The sequence below is a fragment of the Flavobacterium sp. genome (genome assembly GCF_031423415.1).
GTDB lineage: Bacteria > Bacteroidota > Bacteroidia > Flavobacteriales > Flavobacteriaceae > Flavobacterium.
The window spans coordinates 1-17,672 of sequence record NZ_JANPFL010000063.1; the positions used below are offsets into that span (position 1 = coordinate 1).

A 17,672-nucleotide genomic window follows, 5' to 3' on the forward strand; every position below is an offset into this window, starting at 1 on the left:
GCTGCATCATATTTCTTGATGTTGACTTTATTACTTACTTGATTTACTATATAGCTATTTCCTGCCGTATCGGTGAATAAAGAGCCGTCGTCATCTACTTCAACCGAAGCTAGACCCTCTATGTTTTTCGCCCAGGTCCAACTGGGTGTTGGCGTTTCTTGGGCAACTATTTGTGTTTGGTACAGCGTACTCAAAAACACAAATAATATAAATATTGTTTTTTTCATTTTTAACGTTTTTAAAATTAGAATTTTAGATTAGAACCTTTGGAATTCTCCTGATTATTTTTGGCCTCTAGCCTTTAATTCTATATTTAAAGTTCCGTTTTGTGGTATTACTGAATTTTGAATATCCATACTTGTTATCTGAGGAATGTTTGTAGCGCCCGTCATATTTGGCATAGGATAGCTACCACCATAAATACCCACATCGGTTCCATCGGTTCCGTATTTGTAGCCAATAGAAGTGGCTGCTAAAATCCAGTCTTGTTTTGGAGCATTGGCAAGAGAAATGTCTAATGGAATCGTTTCTGTAAACTGCTCATCAACGGTATTTAAGTTGCCCACACCAGTATTATTCAATGGTGGAAACATTTTGTAATTAGCTGGATCTGAATAAATTATTATGTTTTTGTTCCAAGTATTTTGCGTACCATTAAAATTTTGATATCCAGGGTTTATAAATATATTATTGGTAACCGTGGCATAACTTACTGAAGAAATGTAAGCACTATTCAGAAAAATGTTATTAGTAATAATGACGCTAGGCTGGTTAGAACTTTGGATAATTTGACTAATAACGTTATTACTGATAATCGTGTTTTTAAAATCACCGAGAACAAAATAATACGCAAAATTATTACGACAAATCCAACCTGTACCCAGCAAATAAGCAACAGATGAAATATAATTTCTTTCTAGCGTAATATTATTAACGGGTAGCGTTCCTCCCGCACCATATATTCCACTGATGTTTAATCCTTTTATAGTAGTACCTGTTGGTAATGTGGTCGAGTTTCCTTGACTCAAATAAATAGTGCCTACGGTTGTTGGAAAATTGTATTGTGTTCCTGTAAGATTGTGCCCTGCTCCCATCAGTACTAGGCGTTTGTTGAGGGTTACATCGCCATAAGAAGTTTGTGAACCGTGAATGTAAATGGTGTCTCCTGCTTTTGAGACATCGACTGCCGCCTGCACCGTGGTATATTGTCCTGCACTAATGGTTCCGTTGTTTACCGTTCTAACTGTTGCGTTTGCTGTAAATGCTGTTGCAGCAATCACTAGCGAAAAAAATAATTTTTTCATTGGGTTATTAGTTTTTTGTTTTGCCTACTCTTGTTTAGGATTTTCGGCTGGCTCCCTGCTTTTTTTATCTTGTAATCACCGCGACAATCCGTTTGAGCATCTTTTTCAGAAAACGGATTGTTTTGTTTTTTTTTGGTTTCATAAATAGTATCCACTCAATTAATTATACTTTTGTTCCTGATTATTGGCTTTCTGTCTGCTAGTTGCTGTTTACCCTTGATCCCCGTCAGTCCTCGTAGGCATTGAGGATTGCTGACAGAGTTTGGGGCAACTAATTCAATCTTCTTCTTCAAAATTGCAAAAACATTTAATACCAAAACATCTCTACAAATGGGGATTTTTCAATTATTTTTTTAAGGTTTTTTTTCTTGTTCAATGCTGCCAATCCTAATGGCAATAAGAGTTAACAGGACTTTTTGACCTGATGTTCAGCTTAGTATTCTAAAATGCTGTGAATTGTCTTACAAGTAAAAAACGCTACCCTTGAGAGTTTTTCCTTTATTTTTATTTTGATCTTGTTCTATTTTTTAACCCTTTCACTCCCAATCTATAGCGATGAATCTCGATGGGGTTTCGTACGGTAAACTATCAAGTTTACTAAAACAGAGGTGTGTTTTTAATGAAGCTTTTTTTAGATGGTGCTACTTAGGTAACTTACATAAAATAATGCAGTGTTTATTACTAGCGCAATCCCCGTAATTACAGGTGATTTTACATTATACAACACGACATTATACAATTCTTATTACTTATTTATTGAAAACACCTCACTATTGTGTAAATTTAATCGAGAACATTTTCTAATGCAATAGCTCTTTGTAGTCATTTTTAGTCTCAAATAATTGCACGATTTGGCGATTTTTATATATTAAATGACACTATAGTAAGAATTTATGAGTATGTTTGATGTCTAAAGAAGTCTGTAAGTTCTTGTTACAAACCGTAGCAATCGTATTTTCAGGTTATGATAAATTATACGAACACAAAAACGTTGATATGAATAATAAAACTAAAGTATTGTTTGATGTTTGGCATAGAACTTCGGGTTATATTTGTGTAAAAAGTGTATCACACGACATAAATGAATTTAACAAACTAATAACTTCTATTTTTAGTCCGGGTCCTTATTATTATTATATTGTTGATTTTTTTGATATGGGAATTAATCAAGTCAGTTCCTCAATAAAGTCTATATTGGGATTGAATCCTGAAACAGCTACTTTTTATGATATAATCGACAAAATTCATCCGGAAGATTTACCCTTTGTATCGCAGGCAGAAGAAATGGCACTTAACCATATTTATTCAGTTCTTGGAAAAGAAAAAATACTTAAATATAAAATGTGTTATAATTTCAGATTTAGAATTGCAGATGGAAGTTATCAACTTTTTAACCACCAAGCGCTTGTTTTGTCAGTTGATGAAGAAGGTCGATTTGGTAAATCTTTAAACATTCATACCAATATCAATCACATCACTACTGTTAATAATTATAATATTCATCTTATTGGTATTGAAGACCAAACAGATATCATAAAATTGGAATTAAATAATAAAAAGAAAAGTGTTTCGGTACCCGCTTTTTTCAGCAAAAGAGAATCAGAGGTTATTAATTTAATGTCTTTAGGTTTTAATAATTCCGAGATAGCTGAAAACCTTTATATTTCAATGCATACCGTAAAAAATCACCGTAAAAATGCTTTGAAAAAAGCAAGTTCTAAAAGCAGCTCTGAATTAATTGCAAAATGTTTAAAGGAGGGCTTGTTGTAACCGTATTAGTCCCGATAGCAATCGATATGAACACTGACACGGTTGCGAAAATTGGAAATTATATTACACGAAAAAATCTACAAATACGGGTTTTTAAAAAACCTCTTTATAATAAAACAGACCGTTTTGGGGTCAGAAATAGATTATCGATAACTTGCCTTAAACATTCGCAACTCTTGCCAACTAAATTTATCGCCGTATTTTTTATTTTGTGTTTTAAAAAGAAAAACCAAAACCAATAGTAAACAACGGTCGAAAACATTTGGGATCGTCTATCCTCCGTAATTCTTTACTCCCATCCTCAAAAGTTACATAATGCTCTTTAGTATTCTCTACTGTTATAACTGAATAGCCCCGTTCAGGCCGAAAGTAAAAACCCTTACCCCGTTTTGCTCCGATTTTTACATTCAAAGATTTATTGTTAGCAATGTACTTTTCAATACCGTGTTTTTCTGGATCTCTATCAGATTGTACATTAGCTGTGATTTTTTTATAATTCTGCATCCCATAGCTTAGATTGTCATAGCAGCCCTTTCCGTCTTTCAAAACTTTTTTGCTTTCATAATTTTTTTGTTTTTGTTTTTGCCTACTCTATTGTCCCTTTTTTGGCATCTGGGGGTTTATTTATAATACCGTTAACTGTTGGACTCTTTAATAAATCAGGAGTGGTTTTACTCCTTTCTACCACTTCTTTATTTAATCAATTTTACTATAATTTTAGATATTTCAGCCACTTTCTCGGGTGGTTTATCGTAGGCGTCGTCTCGGTCTTTTTCGTAAAGTCCTATTGTTAGGGCATAGGCTTCGGCATTGCCTAAATCGGCTACCCAATTGCTCCCTAAAGGCAATTCTTTGATAGTATTCTCGTCAAGATCTAGCAAGGGTGTAACCCCCGAAAAGACAGTTTGAGGTTTTCCACCGTCAGCAAAGTCGACCATTTTGCCTGTTGTGACTGTGACGGCTACAAAAACTTTTTCTTTGTGGAGCAACCAATCATTATTTTTTTTGCAATGTATTTTTGGAACGCTAATTTCTAATTTCATATTATTTAGTAACTAATGAGTTGTGAATCCAGCCATAGAGCACCTCATCACCTGTTTTTGGTTTTTCGGCTACAAAGACATAAAACCAGCCGTTGTTGCTTTTTATAAAGGCTAGTTCGGTGTCTTTTTGTAGTTTCGCCATCGATTCAAATTGGGTTCCTGCTCCTTTGCGGATGTTGACTTGGTCAGTTATGGTTTTATAAATATCGCCGATGTCGTTTTGTCTCCCTAATAATTTTGCTCTAAAACTCTCCATCGGGAACATAGGACCTGGATCGTTTTTGCGGAAAGGGGCGATGTCATCGTGACCTAGGATGTCGATTATGGGGTATTTATTTAATACTTGTTTGCACACTTCCATACAGGATGCGAGTTGCTTTTCAGTATAAGACAACCAAAACGAGGGTTGGTCTTCGTGTTTATGAATGAGTTCTACGATATCAGTGCTTGTGTATTCTTTTTCGAACCACGAATAAAATTTACCGTCTCTTTTAGTTAATCTTCCCGGATTTTCGAGTTCTATTCCTATCGAAAAATTATTGAGCCCGTTCCAGTGTGCCCAACGACTTACGCCTGCGTGCCACGCTTTTTTGTTGAAATCAATGAGTTGAAATATTTTTCCGTCTCGTCCTATCACTATATGAGCCGATGCTTCTGCATCCGGGTTTTTGAACCAACTTACAGACGATTCCGCCTCACGACCAGAGGTGAAATGAATGATAATAAATTGGGAATTAATGATTCCGCCTCTGTTGGTTGTTGTTTCTTGAATGATTTTTTCTGAAGGATCTTCAGCGGCTAATCGTTGATTGGCTATCTTCATCGTTTTTTGGGTATTTGCTTTATTTTTTCTTGGGGTAACATCTTTTTTTTGGTAGATTTAACCCAGTCAGGATTTTGAACCCTGACTGGGCTAGGTGTGTTATTTACCCTCCATAAACGATGGCTACAATATCGCTGGGTTGCCCAATTTCGGCATCGTCCATAACGCCAAAAGCGCGATACTCCCAGTGTTCGGGTTGTCCCTCTAGGCCTAGCGCAATGTGATCGTCATAAGGACTCTTAGTGTCACGCGCCAAAAATTTCCAGAGGGGTTCGCCTTTTTTACGGTGATAAATGTTGATGCCTTCTACCCCTTTTTTGGTAAACTTGATGCGAACGAATCCGCCAAATTGCTCGGCAAAAATAAGTGGCTTATAGGCCGCAAGATCCATAGCGGTATCAGTACCTATTATACCTAAACTCTTTCCTATGGCGTCTGTGTAGCCAGAATTGGTTTTAATTTTGGCTGCTGTACTTCGAATGGCTTGCAGCTCAGTATTTTTGACCGTTTCTTTATGCGCCAAAGCCTCGTTCAGAGCGGTGCGCTTGTTTTCTACGTTCGACAATGCCGTAACGATGTTATTGCACGAGGTTACACCAGCAGCTATCTGTGCTGGTGTAAGCCCCACTGCGGGTCCTTGAATTGCGCTATTTGTTCCATAATTGCCGAGCCAAATAGCTAACTCGCCTTCTGATCTTGGAATAAAATCTTGTACCATTTTGTAAAAATTTATTTAATTAAACATATATATCAGCACTCCTAATGCCTGATTTTATTGACTTCAACGTTCGTTCCGTTGCTTCCCTCGCTGGCTCCGTTGCCCTCAACGCTGGCTCCGTTGCCCCCAACGCTGGCTCCGTTGCCCTCAACGCTGGCTCCGTTGCTCTCAACGCTGGCTCCGTTGCTCTCAACGCTGGCTCCGTTGCTTACGACAAACATCGTATTGCCTTTTTTAATTGAGCTGTAGAGACTGTTTCAAATCTCTCACTTGCTCCATTTTTATTACCTTGTTATCACCGCAACAATCTGCCTAAACACATTGCGCCAGAAATATTTTTTTTGGAATGTTTTTAAATTCATCTTTTTTTTACTATTTGCTTTTATAACTATATTGTTAACACTGAGTACTGCACACTAACCACTGCTCACTGACCACTGTTTACTAATTTACCCTTTGACCCTGTCAGTCCTCATAGGCATTGAGGTTTGCTGACAGAGTTTGGGGCAACCAATCCAATAATTATGCTTTGTAAAATTGGAAAAAAATAAATGCCTCAACCTCACTACAAATGGGTATTTTTCAATTATTTTTAGGTTGGCAATTTTTTGATGTTTGAGCCTAAAAATCCCAATGAGAATAAGGCTTTACAGGCTTTTTTGACCTTATATGTTGATTGTTAAACCAAAAAAATGGAAATTATGTCGCAAAAAAAAACGCTAGGAATTGGGATTTTACAATTATTTCTATTTAACCCTTTCAGGTTTTGAATAATGGCTTGTTTGTGAAATTTGGAAAATAGATCTCACAAAAAAATCCCTGGAAAGGGATTTTCATTTGGTATCGGGAATTCGTGGTAGAAGGCACGGCATTCGCTTTTAAAATATAATGCCAGCTAAAATAAAACAAACGCCACAGATTCACAGATTTTAAGAATAAAGAGTATGTTTATTACGCAAATTAATAAAATCAATATCTTTTAATAGATTTTGGCACTTTAAAAATCTGTGAATCTGTGGCAACCTTTTTAAAAGCGAATGCCCTGGTAGAAGGCGATAAAAAAGTGTTCAAAAATCATACTTCCTTTCTACAGCAAAGCGAATCAGATCCGTTTTGCCATAAAGACTCATTTTTTTGAGGATGTTTTTGCGGTGAGAGTCAACGGTGCTTTTGCTTATACAAAGAAGGCCTGTCTAAAACAAAATCTTGTACGATTCTAATGCCGATGGTGTATGCAAGATAGTTCAATAATCCATATAGCTATCAGGAGCATTCTCTTCCTACTCTGTACAACACATACTTGGACTGGTTAAAAATGTTTTGGTATAATATACGGAACGAAGGCTCAATGTCATTAAGTTAAGGGATTTTGTTGATTATTTTGTCATTCTGACCAAGCAAGACCTGAGAGCTTGCTCGAAAAGGCGAAGCAATCTCAACAAACCTGAGCAACTAACACGAGATTCTTCCTTCGTCAGAATGACAAATAAAGCTTAACATAATGACATTGAACGATAGCTCACAACTATATTTTGCAATTACAACCTTAATATAGCAATCCAAACATCCACAGTGGTATTGTTTTTAGCATTTGCAATTCGATATCGTCTTTTACAATCCAAGCATTTTCTAAGCCTTCAATTTGTTTTTGTCCTTTTCCTTTTCCGCCAACCTCAAAGGTATACTTACCATCAATAAGAAAATCGGCTTGTTTTGAAAGATATACTTTATGAAAGGTTTGCAGTTGTGAGACAAAAAAAGTTTCTCTAACTGTTCCAGCGAGCGGTTTTTCTTCTGCTAGGGCATTCAATAGCGTGGCATTGTTCAATAGTATTTTTTCTGGTTTCTGCAATATTGCAACACTATTTCCTGAAGGGAACACTAATGAAATGATTTTGGCTTGTTCTAAATAAATTAAATAATTGTTTAACGAATTCCTATGAATTCCTGTTTTGATAGCCAGGTTTGAAATATTGGGTTTAAAAGGCACCTGCTGGGCAATCACGTAGATTAATTGTAACATTTTTTTTGCATTACGAATATCAAAGTCCTTGAGTTCGGCCATATCAATTTCGACAATTGTTCTGATTAATTGATTCATTCGTTGATGAACCGATGTTGGATCAAGTAATCCAAAAGGATAATAGCCATAATTTAAATAATTGCCAAAATGTTGTTGCGGACGAAAACCAGCTGGGATTTTCTTCTTGATTTCCGCACTATTAAACAGCAAATCTTCTAACCTCAAAATAGGTAAATCGACCATGTTCAGTATGCTTAAATATTCTCTAAACGACAAACCTACCAATTCATAAAGCAAAGCCCTTCGGCTTAAATCGCCTTCTTGTTTTGAAATGTCAATAATAGAAGATCCTGTAAAAACAATTTTCAAGTCGGGATAAAAATCATAGCAATTTTTAATTTCTTGCGACCAATTTTTATATTTGTGCACTTCGTCTAACACTAAAATTTGCCCTCCGTTTTTATAAAAAGTACTGACCGTTTCTTTCAAGGAATGGCTTGTAAAATATAAGTCGTCCAGCGAAAAATAAGCCGCTTTTTCTGTTGGTAAATTTTGTTCTTTTATCCATTGCAATAAAAGTGTTGTTTTTCCTGTTCCCCTAGCACCTTTTATCCCAATTAACCGATTGTTCCATTGGATGGCATCAAATAAATAACGTTTAAAATCAAGGTTCACACTGGCGACTAATCGTTCCGATTGTTCTAATAAAGCTATCATAAATTCCTATTTTATAGTGCAAATATATAAAAATGAACATCATTTTGTGCAATAATGGCGCAAATGTGCACAGACTAATATGCAAAAACAACAAATAATTGTGCTTTTAGTTGTGCACTATTTAGTATATTTTCTATATTGCAACCATCACTGATTCAAAACAAACAGTCGGTTTTATTTTCATAATTAGCTTTATCCCTTGCTTTTTGGAAGTAATTTTCAAAAATCATACTTCCTTTCTACAGCAAATCGAATCAGATCCGTTTTGCCATAAATACTCATTTTTTTGAGGATGTTTTTGCGATGAGAGTCAACGGTGTTTTTACTTATACAAAGATGGTCAGCTATATCTTGGGAGGATTTTCCTTCGCCAATAAGTCTAAGGATCTCTTTTTCGCGGCTGCTTAAGATTATGTTGTCTTTAGTACTACGGTTTGTTTCAAAGCTGTTATCATCAAAAAAAGTTCCGTTTAGGGCTACTGTTCTTATGGCTTTGATAACCTTATCAAGGGATGAGTTTTTCATAATATAACCCGACGCGCCAGCTTCTTTCATTTGCTGTATGGCTTCAGGTTGATCAAACATACTGAAAGCAATTACTTTGATTTGAGGAAATGCTGCCTTAATAGCTTTGGTGGCACAAATACCATCACATTTGGGCATTCGTATGTCGGTAATAACCACATCGGGTCTTTTATCTTGCACTAATTCTATAAGCATCTCGCCATCATTAGCTTCGCCCACGACACGAATGTCCTTTTCCATTTTTAGCGAAAGTTTGATGCCGTCAATAAGGGCTTGATGGTCTTCGGCAATGACTACTGTTATCATAATGGTAAGTCTATAATGATCGATGTTCCTGTGTTATTATTAGAATCTATGGTGAATGTACCGCCCATTTGTTCTACTTTTTTCTCTATATTCTTGAGTCCAATGCCAGATTTACGCTCTATGGTTTTGGGGTCGAAGCCTATGCCATTGTCTTCTATAATTATGTTGATATCGGTGGGTGAACCTTGGGTCAAATAAATATTGACTTCAGTGGCTTGTGAATGTTTGATAATGTTGGTGCACAATTCTTGAATCATTCGGAATAGGGTCACTTCGATGGTGTTGTCTAATCGTTCAGTTAGTCCAAACGGAATGACATTTATTTTTAGTTTTTCTAAAACGCTCATTTGCTCTGCCATTTTGTAAACAGCAACTAGCAATCCTTCGCTGCCTATAACTCCCAGGTTTTTGAGGTGGGCTATGTTACGCACTTTTTGGTACGCTTCTTCGAGCAAGGCGTCTGTTTTTTCGTAGAGTTTGGTTTCATTTAGGTTTACGGCTTCTTTTTGGCGTTTTAAGTTTTGAAAATTTAGTTTCAAGGTGGCGAGCATACTGCCTAAATTGTCGTGCAATTCGTTGGCTATGTTTTGGCGTTCTTTTTCTTGGCTTTCGAGGATCAAATCGATATCGTTGAGCTCTTGATTTTTGAGGGTATTTTCGAGTTCTTGTATTTTGATGCGTCTGTCCTGTTCGGCTATTCGTTTCTTTTTGATGATGTTTTTGTATCCCAAAATACTGATAATAATTAGAATCAGGAAGAGAAAAACGGTTGCATAGAATATGGCTCGGTTTGTTTTAGCATCGGTCTTTAGTTGTAGGTTTTCAAGTTCCTTTTCTTGGGTTTTGTATTTGGTTTGTAGTTCCTTCACCACCAAATTTTGTTGGTGTAAATCCAGACTATCTCGATATAAATTTGATTTTTCTAAACTAATGATCGCATTCCTAGAATCGTTGCTTTTTTTATAATAGATATATTTATAGTAATTAATGTAAAATTTAGTATCTAATCGGTCTTGTGATAATTCAATACCATCCGCTTGATTTAGTAACTGAATGGCTTTTTCTAAATCATTTTTTTTAGAATAGGATGAGGCTTGATTTACTAAATTTACACAAATAGCATAGTTTGAATTGATTTTTTTGCAATAGCTATAATCTTTTTTTAAGTAATATAATGCAGAATCAGGCTTTACCAATATTTCATTATACAAAACAGCTAAATTATTATAAATTGAGGATTTTTGCTCTTCATTTTTTAGCGGTTTACTCAACAGCAATACTTGTCTAAAAATTGCTATACTTTCTTTTGCCTCATTTGCATTAATTTTTTGAGAAGCCACGCCTATTAATCCCTTAATTTTAGTTTTCAAATCGCTACACGAATTGTAATAGCGTAATGCTTCGGCAATATAAGCACTGCTTTCAGGGGTTCCTTTTTTTAATGAAATTAGCAAAAAACTCATGTTTAAATTAATATCCATTGCTTTTTCAAGACTGTCTATTTGTAGAAATATTTTTTTTGATCTTACAAACTCTTGATAAGCACTATCTTTTTTTTCCAGCGCTAACAATACATTGGCATTTAAATATAAAAAATAAGCTTGATCGGCAACTTTTAAATTTGAAAAGGAAATATTTTTTAATCCTTGCTTTGTTTGAGTGAATTCTCTTTTGTCGTACTTTTTTTGGAGTAAAATCAGCCTTGAATCATATTGACAATAAGCAACACCCATTTGGAAAAACCAAATGAGTAGTGCTAATTGTATTTGTTTTATTCTAATGCACATAATTTAAGGTCTTCTAATAATTCCTGTACCTTCCCCAATTGAACGGAGTCCACTTGTTAATGCGCCAATGTTTTCTTTTAAATTTGTATAATACTTTTCTAGTGCTATTAAATCTAACTCTTTACTCTCAACAATTGCTACAAAAGCAACTTCTGCAGCAGTATCAAAAGGTGTTTGCCCTTTATCAGGGAAAGGAACTAGTTTTTCAATATTGAAATTTATTGAAAAAATTTCTGGTTTACCTACAGCAGTAACTTTAGTATTTAAAATAAAAACTACTATTCCGTTGTCTCCATCATGCGAAATATCAAAAAAGGAATACGCTAAATAATCATTTACATTTTCCTTTGGTTTGTTTCCAAGATACCTAATGTTTCCTTGGCTGTCAAAATGTCCTTTTCCATTGTAATAATCTTCTCCACTGTACTGTTCTTCATTTGTAATCATAATTTTTGTTTTTTAAGGTTTATAATTTTCAAAATTAAGAAATAGGAAATATATTAACATCCCTACAAATGGGGATTTTTCAAAAAGTTTTTATAAGAAAAAAGAGGTGTTTTGAGTTAAAATATAGATTAATTCAAACTCGCTTTGAACATTCGCAGCTCTTCCCAACTGAATTTATCGCCATATTTTTCTTTAAGCGGAGAAATTGATTCTTCTTTGTAACCATAAAAAGCTGCAGTCAGTTCCGCAATTTTATCTTCAGGCAAAACATCGTTGATGCTAATCGTTTTGGCAATAATTAATTTGGTTAAATGGCTTAAAATAGTTTCCTCAGTAAACTTTCTAATTGCTGCTATTTCCTGTATCGTGTTCTTTTCTAGCCACAATTCATAGGTTTCCTGAACCGTAGATTTCTTTGATTCTTTTGCAGTTTTTTTCTTCTTAGTGTAGCGTTCTATATCGGCTTCATCTTCAATAAGTGTGACATTGACTTCTTTAAATTGATTTTGAATGGCTTCAGTTTTATGGTTAATGTATTTTTTTATAACCTCGGAAGTTAATTTTTCCTTCGAAATCGGTTCTCCTGCCACCACAGTTTCTATCAATAATTTGGCCTTCATCAATCGCAAAACGGCCTTGGTTTGCAGTTCTTCCAAAACCATTAGTTCATCATAAAAAGCTTTGGCCTTCTTGAGCCGTTTTACTTCTTCGACCTTCCAAAGAATTTCGAAAACCAGGTCGTCCATTGGTTTGATAAAATAATTGTATGCTGCTTGAAAACGCTCTGAAACGTGGTTCAAATCGACTGTTTCCGTATTGAAAATTTTATTTAGCTGTATAATAAACTTTTTGGACGGATCCAAAAGCCTGTCGATAGCTTCGAATTGTTTAATTGCCCAATTGGCGTGACTGGATTTCGTTGAAGCCTCGGAATTATCCAAATAACTGAATTTATGATTCCGCCATTCTTGAGCCAATTCAGCCCAATCGAAACTGTTAATCAAATAGCTATGAATAAAGTTTTTGGTTTCTAGATGCAAAGTGTTTTTCAGTAATTCTTCCGATGCTTTATTCAGCGAATAATCCATCACATCTTGATCGTTCAAAATACCATTCATTCTAAGTGGGGAAAGTAAAATCAGACCGTTTAACGAACGCAAACGCGACAAAGCCACATAAGCTTGTCCGGGAAGAAAAACCTGCGAAACATCTAGCGCAGCTTTGTCAAATGTCAGCCCTTGGCTTTTGTGGACGGTGATTGCCCAGGCTAGTTTTATAGGATAATGAACAAAAGTTCCCAAAACTTCTTCCTCAATTTCCTTGGTCAATTCATCTACTTTATATCGGATGTTTTGCCATTCGTATTTTTCGACTTCGATGGTTAAATTTTCTTCAGGAAAATGAACCAAAATCTCCTCTTTCGATAGTGATTTGATAATTCCCATTTTGCCGTTGAAATATTTTTTATCAAAAGACAAATCGTTTTTCACAAACATTACTTGTGCGCCAACTTTCAACTTCAATTCTTCGTCGACTGGATATATTTTATCTTGAAAATCACCCACAATGGAAGGTTTGTAAATAACCAATTTTCCATCTAAATCTTCCAAGGCTTGGGCATTCATTGCATCGGCTTTGGCATTGTGTGTGGTTAAAGTGATATACCCTTTATTTTGCTTCAAATCAAAATCAGGTTTTACATATTGATTCAAGTTTTGAATGTCTGTTGCAGAGATTTGGTTGTTTCGGAGATTGTTCAAAATCGAAATAAAAGCATCATCCGTTTGACGGAAAATTTTTGACAATTCAATATATAAAGGTGGATTTTGCTGTACGACGTGCGAATGAAAAAAGAATTTCCCTTTGTAATACGTTCGCAGCGTTCGCCATTCCTCATCCCGAATTACAGGAGGCAACTGCAATAAATCACCAATAAACAATACTTGAACACCGCCGAATGGACTACTCTTTTTGCGGACAGTTTGCATCATAAAATCCATTGCGTCCAATAAATCAGCGCGAAGCATACTTACTTCGTCAATGATGAGCAATTCCATATTTCGAATTACTGATTTCTTTAAACCACTCATTTTAAAATGTCTGCGCAAGGTGGCTTTGGTTTCGAACTTGGTACTTTCCGAAAAATGGGGTGAGGAATTATCTGGAATAAATCCGCCAAAAGGCAACTGAAACATCGAGTGAATTGTCACTCCGCCAGCGTTTAACGCTGCGATTCCTGTTGGTGCAACTACTACACAATTTTTATGAGTAGTTTGAATGATTTCGCGAAGAAGCGTCGTTTTTCCGGTTCCCGCTTTTCCCGTAAGGAAAATAGAGCGATGCGTCTGATTGATAAATCTCAGTGTATAAACGGCGGCTTCGGAAATGGTTTGCATTTGGCGTATAAATTAAAAGCTAAAATATTGTTTTAATGTTGATATAACAAAAAATGTCACGCAATTGCGTGACATTTACTATACTGATTTCTCAAAATTATTTTTTAGCTTCTTCTTTTGCCTCTGGAGCTTTGTATTTATCGTTTAATAATTTGATGAGTTCTTTAGTGATGTCTAATTTATCTTCCGCATATAAAATACTGGCATTAGTATCTCCTGTTCCATAAATATAAGTGTATCCCTTTTCCTTACCGTATGCCTTAATGGTTTTTTTAACATTAGATACTAAACTGTCCATTTCCGCACCACCTTCTTGCTGCAATTGTTGCGAAAGTGCTTGTTGTGCTTGTCCTAATTGTTGCTCTCTTCTTTGCAATTCAGCCCCTTTTTGTTGCGCCCAAGCTTGACCGTTTGCCTGTGCTTGTGCTTGAAAGTTTGAAGCTTCTTGTTTAAATCTATCAATTTCAGCTTGAAGTTGTCTTCCTTTTTCTTCACCTTTGGCTTTATATTTAGCATCAAGATCTTTTGTTGCTGTATATTCTTTCATTAAAACCGAAGTGTCAACATAAGCCGTTTTTACTTCTTTGACATCTGCTGCTTTTTTATCGCAAGAAACAATCGAAATCGCAAGTGCAATTAGTATTACTATTTTTTTCATTTGAATTTTTTTCTGATTTTTAAACATTGACAGCAAAAATATAAAAAAATAAGTAGCATTGTTATAAAGTTTGGATAATGCTGCAACTATTTATAGTATAAGTATTTGCTATTGTAATTTTTGAAGTGATAATTTTAATTGATAAAAACTGACTTTATTGGCTTTGAATTAATCGCTCTTCTTAAAAAAGACAATGTTAATTAGTTTTAATAACAAAAACGTTGCTTAAAAGCGCTTAAAATGAGTTGCACTTGTTTTTTAGGATGTAAATATGTGAAGAATACTCTAAATCCTTCTTTGCTTTCCAATTTGACTGTAATCCAGTAAAAAAAGCGCTAATGAAATTCATTTTCCCTGATTTGTATTTTTCAGAAAGTAAGCTCACATAAAACGAATCAAATTTCATTGGTAAGACTTTTTCCAGTTTCATTTCTTCTTTTTCGAAAAGTAATTTTATCGCCGTTTTTGAAAAATGCCAAAAGTGAATGGGCACATCATAAGCTGCCCAAAATTTTCCGTAATGTTTTGCATCGAAAGATTTGAAATTGGGAACAGCAATAATTAATGTTCCTGTAGGTTTTAACAATCTTTTCAATTCTTTAATTTGCTTATCTAAATCTGGAACGTGTTCTAAAACGTGCCACATCGTAATGACATCAAAAGATTCATTTCCCAATTCGCTTGTTTGTTCAATAAATGAAACTCCTTTATTTATGGCAATAGATTTTGCTCTGTCGCTTGGCTCTACCCCTATGGTTTGCCAACCGTTATCTTTTGCCACTGATAAAAAATCTCCTGTTCCTGCCCCAATGTCAAGAATTTTTCCTTTATTGGACTGAAGTGAATTTATTAAGTTAAGTTTGTTTTTTAATGCGATACTTTTTATAAAATGATATAGTTTTTCAAACAAAGAGCGTTTGCTATCGGTGTGCGAAATATAATCTTCACTTTCGTAATATTTACCTAAATTTTCCAAACTAGGCTGCGGATGTGTGATCAACATATCCAAAGTTTCGTCATAATACAATTCGAAAGTTTCTTTTGAAACCGAATAATCTTTTACAGTAAGAAAATGTTTTTTGTTTGAAATGTCCATTTTTAGTGTTCAGTGTTCAGTTCCGATAGCTATCGGAATTAGTAGTCAGTTTAGCAGCTTTACCACAAGACTAATTTATAAATTTTATAATAGTTTCACGTGGAACAATTTGATTTCGGATTTTAGATTTCGGATTTAAAATTATTCTAGGAATCTGAAATCTAAACTCCGAAATCTAAAATTACCTTCCCATATAAATCAATAATACAGAAACATCACTAGGTGACACTCCGCTGATTCTTGACGCTTGTGAAATAGTCACTGGGCGAATCTTACTTAATTTCTGCTTCGCTTCAATCGACATTGATTTTATTTTACTATAATCGAAGCTTTCAGGGATTTTTACATCTTCTAAACGAGTCAATTTATTGGCGTTATTTCTTTCCTTTTCAATATAACCTGAATATTTCACTTGGATTTCTGCTTGTTCCAATATTTCCTGATCCAAATTATTTTCTGCTACATAAACCACTACTTTTTCGAATTTGATAATGTCTTCCAAATCGATTTGCGGACGAGAAAAGACTTTAAACATTTTATCTCCTTGGGTTATTAGTGCTGTATCCTTAGACTCCAAAATCGGATTTGCTTCAGCCATCGTAACACTAGTTTCTTTGAAAAAAGCGACCATTTTTTCTGATTCATTCAATTTGTGCTCCATTCTGCGCAATCGTTTCTCCGATGCTAAACCAATTTCATAGGACATTGGCGTAAGTCTAAAATCGGCATTGTCTTGACGCAATAAAGTTCTGAATTCCGCACGAGAAGTAAACATTCTGTATGGCTCTTCCGTTCCTTTTGTGATTAAATCATCAATAAGAACTCCAATATAAGCTTCATCTCTTTTTAAAATAAGCGGCGCTTTTTCCTGAACTTTTAAAGCGGCATTAATTCCAGCCATTAATCCTTGAGAAGCAGCTTCTTCATATCCTGTGGTTCCGTTTATTTGCCCAGCGAAATACAAACCTTCGATTAACTTAGTTTCTAATGTGTGTTTCAATTGTGTAGGCGGAAAATAATCGTATTCAATTGCATATCCTGCACGGAAAAATTTCACGTTTTCAAACCCAACCACAGAGCGCAACGCTTTGAATTGAATATCCTCCGGAAGCGAAGTAGAAAAACCGTTTACATAAACCTCGCAAGTATTCCAACCTTCTGGTTCTACAAACAATTGGTGTCGTTCTTTGTCTGCAAATCGATTAATCTTATCTTCGATAGAAGGACAATACCTCGGTCCTAGTGATTGGATTCTACCGTTAAACATTGGCGAACGATCAAAACCTTCTCTTAAAATATTATGAACTTCTAGCGAAGTATAGGTCATATGACAAGATCTTTGATGTGTCAATGGCCTTGTAACATCTGAATAAGAGAATTTATCTGGCTTCGCATCTCCTTTCTCCTCATTCATTTTAGTAAAATCCAAAGAACGTCCATCAACTCTTGGAGGAGTTCCTGTTTTCATTCTTCCAGATTGAAATCCTGCGTTCACCAAATCTTCGGTGATTCCGTATGCAGCGCTTTCCCCGGCTCTTCCTCCACCGAATTGTTTTTCGCCAATATGAATCAATCCATTTAGGAACGTTCCGTTAGTCAATACAACCGATTTAGATTTAATTTCTACTCCAAGTGCTGTTCTAATTCCTTTTATTTTACCGTTTTCAATAATCAAACCTTTTACCATTTCTTGATAAAAGTCTAGATTTGGCGTTCCTTCTAACATTAATCTCCATTCCTCAGAAAAACGCATTCTATCACTTTGAACCCTCGGGGACCACATTGCTGGACCTTTCGATTTGTTCAACATCTTGAATTGAATTGCAGTATTGTCTGAAACTATTCCTGAATAACCGCCAAGCGCATCAATCTCACGAACGATTTGTCCTTTAGCAATTCCGCCCATTGCGGGATTGCAAGACATTTGCGCAATGTTTTGCAAACTCATTGTTACCAATAAAGTTTGCGATCCCAAATTGGCAGCGGCAGCGGCAGCTTCACAACCAGCGTGACCTGCGCCAACCACAATTACATCATATTCTTCTTGAAACATTTTATT

The 17,672-nt window shown here is 35.3% G+C and carries 16 protein-coding genes; 1 reads left to right on the forward strand and 15 read right to left on the reverse strand.

Annotated elements, in window-relative coordinates; translation table 11 throughout:
• The coding region (locus RMO83_RS06550) for a hypothetical protein (RefSeq protein WP_310558874.1) at nt 1–227 on the reverse strand (227 nt) is incomplete at its 3' end.
• A 54-nt stretch (nt 228–281) separates the two neighbouring features.
• Complete coding sequence (locus RMO83_RS06555; RefSeq protein ID WP_310558875.1) at nt 282–1,304, reverse strand: hypothetical protein; 1,023 nt, start codon at nt 1,302–1,304, stop codon at nt 282–284.
• A 996-nt stretch (nt 1,305–2,300) separates the two neighbouring features.
• Between RMO83_RS06555 and RMO83_RS06560 the strand changes: the two genes are divergently transcribed.
• On the forward strand, nt 2,301–3,074 hold the full coding sequence (locus RMO83_RS06560; RefSeq protein WP_310558876.1) for a LuxR C-terminal-related transcriptional regulator: 774 nt from the start codon (nt 2,301–2,303) through the stop codon (nt 3,072–3,074).
• A 216-nt stretch (nt 3,075–3,290) separates the two neighbouring features.
• Here RMO83_RS06560 and RMO83_RS06565 read toward each other — a convergent pair whose 3' ends face one another.
• The 13 genes from RMO83_RS06565 to mnmG form a co-directional block, all read right to left on the reverse strand.
• Nucleotides 3,291–3,620: a hypothetical protein gene (locus tag RMO83_RS06565; RefSeq protein WP_310558877.1), complete on the reverse strand. Its 330-nt coding sequence runs from the start codon at nt 3,618–3,620 to the stop codon at nt 3,291–3,293.
• Nucleotides 3,621–3,766: 146 nt separating this feature from the next.
• Complete coding sequence (locus RMO83_RS06570) at nt 3,767–4,117, reverse strand: hypothetical protein (protein ID WP_310558878.1); 351 nt, start codon at nt 4,115–4,117, stop codon at nt 3,767–3,769.
• A 1-nt stretch (nt 4,118) separates the two neighbouring features.
• The gene (locus tag RMO83_RS06575) at nt 4,119–4,940 is read right to left on the reverse strand and encodes an N-acetylmuramoyl-L-alanine amidase (RefSeq protein WP_310558879.1); all 822 of its coding nucleotides are present in this window, start codon (nt 4,938–4,940) and stop codon (nt 4,119–4,121) included.
• A gap of 103 nt (nt 4,941–5,043) precedes the next feature.
• On the reverse strand, nt 5,044–5,658 hold the full coding sequence (locus RMO83_RS06580; RefSeq protein ID WP_310558880.1) for a hypothetical protein: 615 nt from the start codon (nt 5,656–5,658) through the stop codon (nt 5,044–5,046).
• 1,067 nt (nt 5,659–6,725) lie between these two features.
• Nucleotides 6,726–6,836 carry a LuxR C-terminal-related transcriptional regulator gene (locus RMO83_RS16995; protein ID WP_409024999.1) on the reverse strand — a complete coding sequence of 37 codons (111 nt, stop codon included), beginning with the start codon at nt 6,834–6,836 and terminating at the stop codon, nt 6,726–6,728.
• Nucleotides 6,837–7,204: 368 nt separating this feature from the next.
• Complete coding sequence (locus tag RMO83_RS06585) at nt 7,205–8,398, reverse strand: AAA family ATPase (RefSeq protein ID WP_310558881.1); 1,194 nt, start codon at nt 8,396–8,398, stop codon at nt 7,205–7,207.
• A gap of 219 nt (nt 8,399–8,617) precedes the next feature.
• Complete coding sequence (locus tag RMO83_RS06590) at nt 8,618–9,229, reverse strand: response regulator transcription factor (RefSeq protein WP_310558882.1); 612 nt, start codon at nt 9,227–9,229, stop codon at nt 8,618–8,620.
• Nucleotides 9,226–11,016: a sensor histidine kinase gene (locus RMO83_RS06595; RefSeq protein WP_310558883.1), complete on the reverse strand. Its 1,791-nt coding sequence runs from the start codon at nt 11,014–11,016 to the stop codon at nt 9,226–9,228. The genes RMO83_RS06590 and RMO83_RS06595 overlap by 4 nt, the downstream gene beginning before the upstream one ends.
• Before the next feature lie 3 nt (nt 11,017–11,019).
• A complete protein-coding gene (locus tag RMO83_RS06600; protein ID WP_310558884.1) occupies nt 11,020–11,463 on the reverse strand; it encodes a hypothetical protein in 444 nt (147 codons plus the stop codon).
• Nucleotides 11,464–11,591: 128 nt separating this feature from the next.
• Nucleotides 11,592–13,859 carry a helix-turn-helix domain-containing protein gene (locus tag RMO83_RS06605; RefSeq protein ID WP_310558885.1) on the reverse strand — a complete coding sequence of 756 codons (2,268 nt, stop codon included), beginning with the start codon at nt 13,857–13,859 and terminating at the stop codon, nt 11,592–11,594.
• A gap of 97 nt (nt 13,860–13,956) precedes the next feature.
• Nucleotides 13,957–14,517, reverse strand: coding sequence for an OmpH family outer membrane protein (locus RMO83_RS06610; RefSeq protein ID WP_310558886.1), 561 nt, complete (start codon nt 14,515–14,517; stop codon nt 13,957–13,959).
• Between the two features lie 235 nt (nt 14,518–14,752).
• A complete protein-coding gene (locus RMO83_RS06615) occupies nt 14,753–15,613 on the reverse strand; it encodes a class I SAM-dependent methyltransferase (RefSeq protein WP_310558887.1) in 861 nt (286 codons plus the stop codon).
• Nucleotides 15,614–15,794: 181 nt separating this feature from the next.
• Nucleotides 15,795–17,666: a tRNA uridine-5-carboxymethylaminomethyl(34) synthesis enzyme MnmG gene (gene mnmG, locus RMO83_RS06620; RefSeq protein ID WP_310558888.1), complete on the reverse strand. Its 1,872-nt coding sequence runs from the start codon at nt 17,664–17,666 to the stop codon at nt 15,795–15,797.
• Between the last annotated feature and the right edge of the window lie 6 nt (nt 17,667–17,672).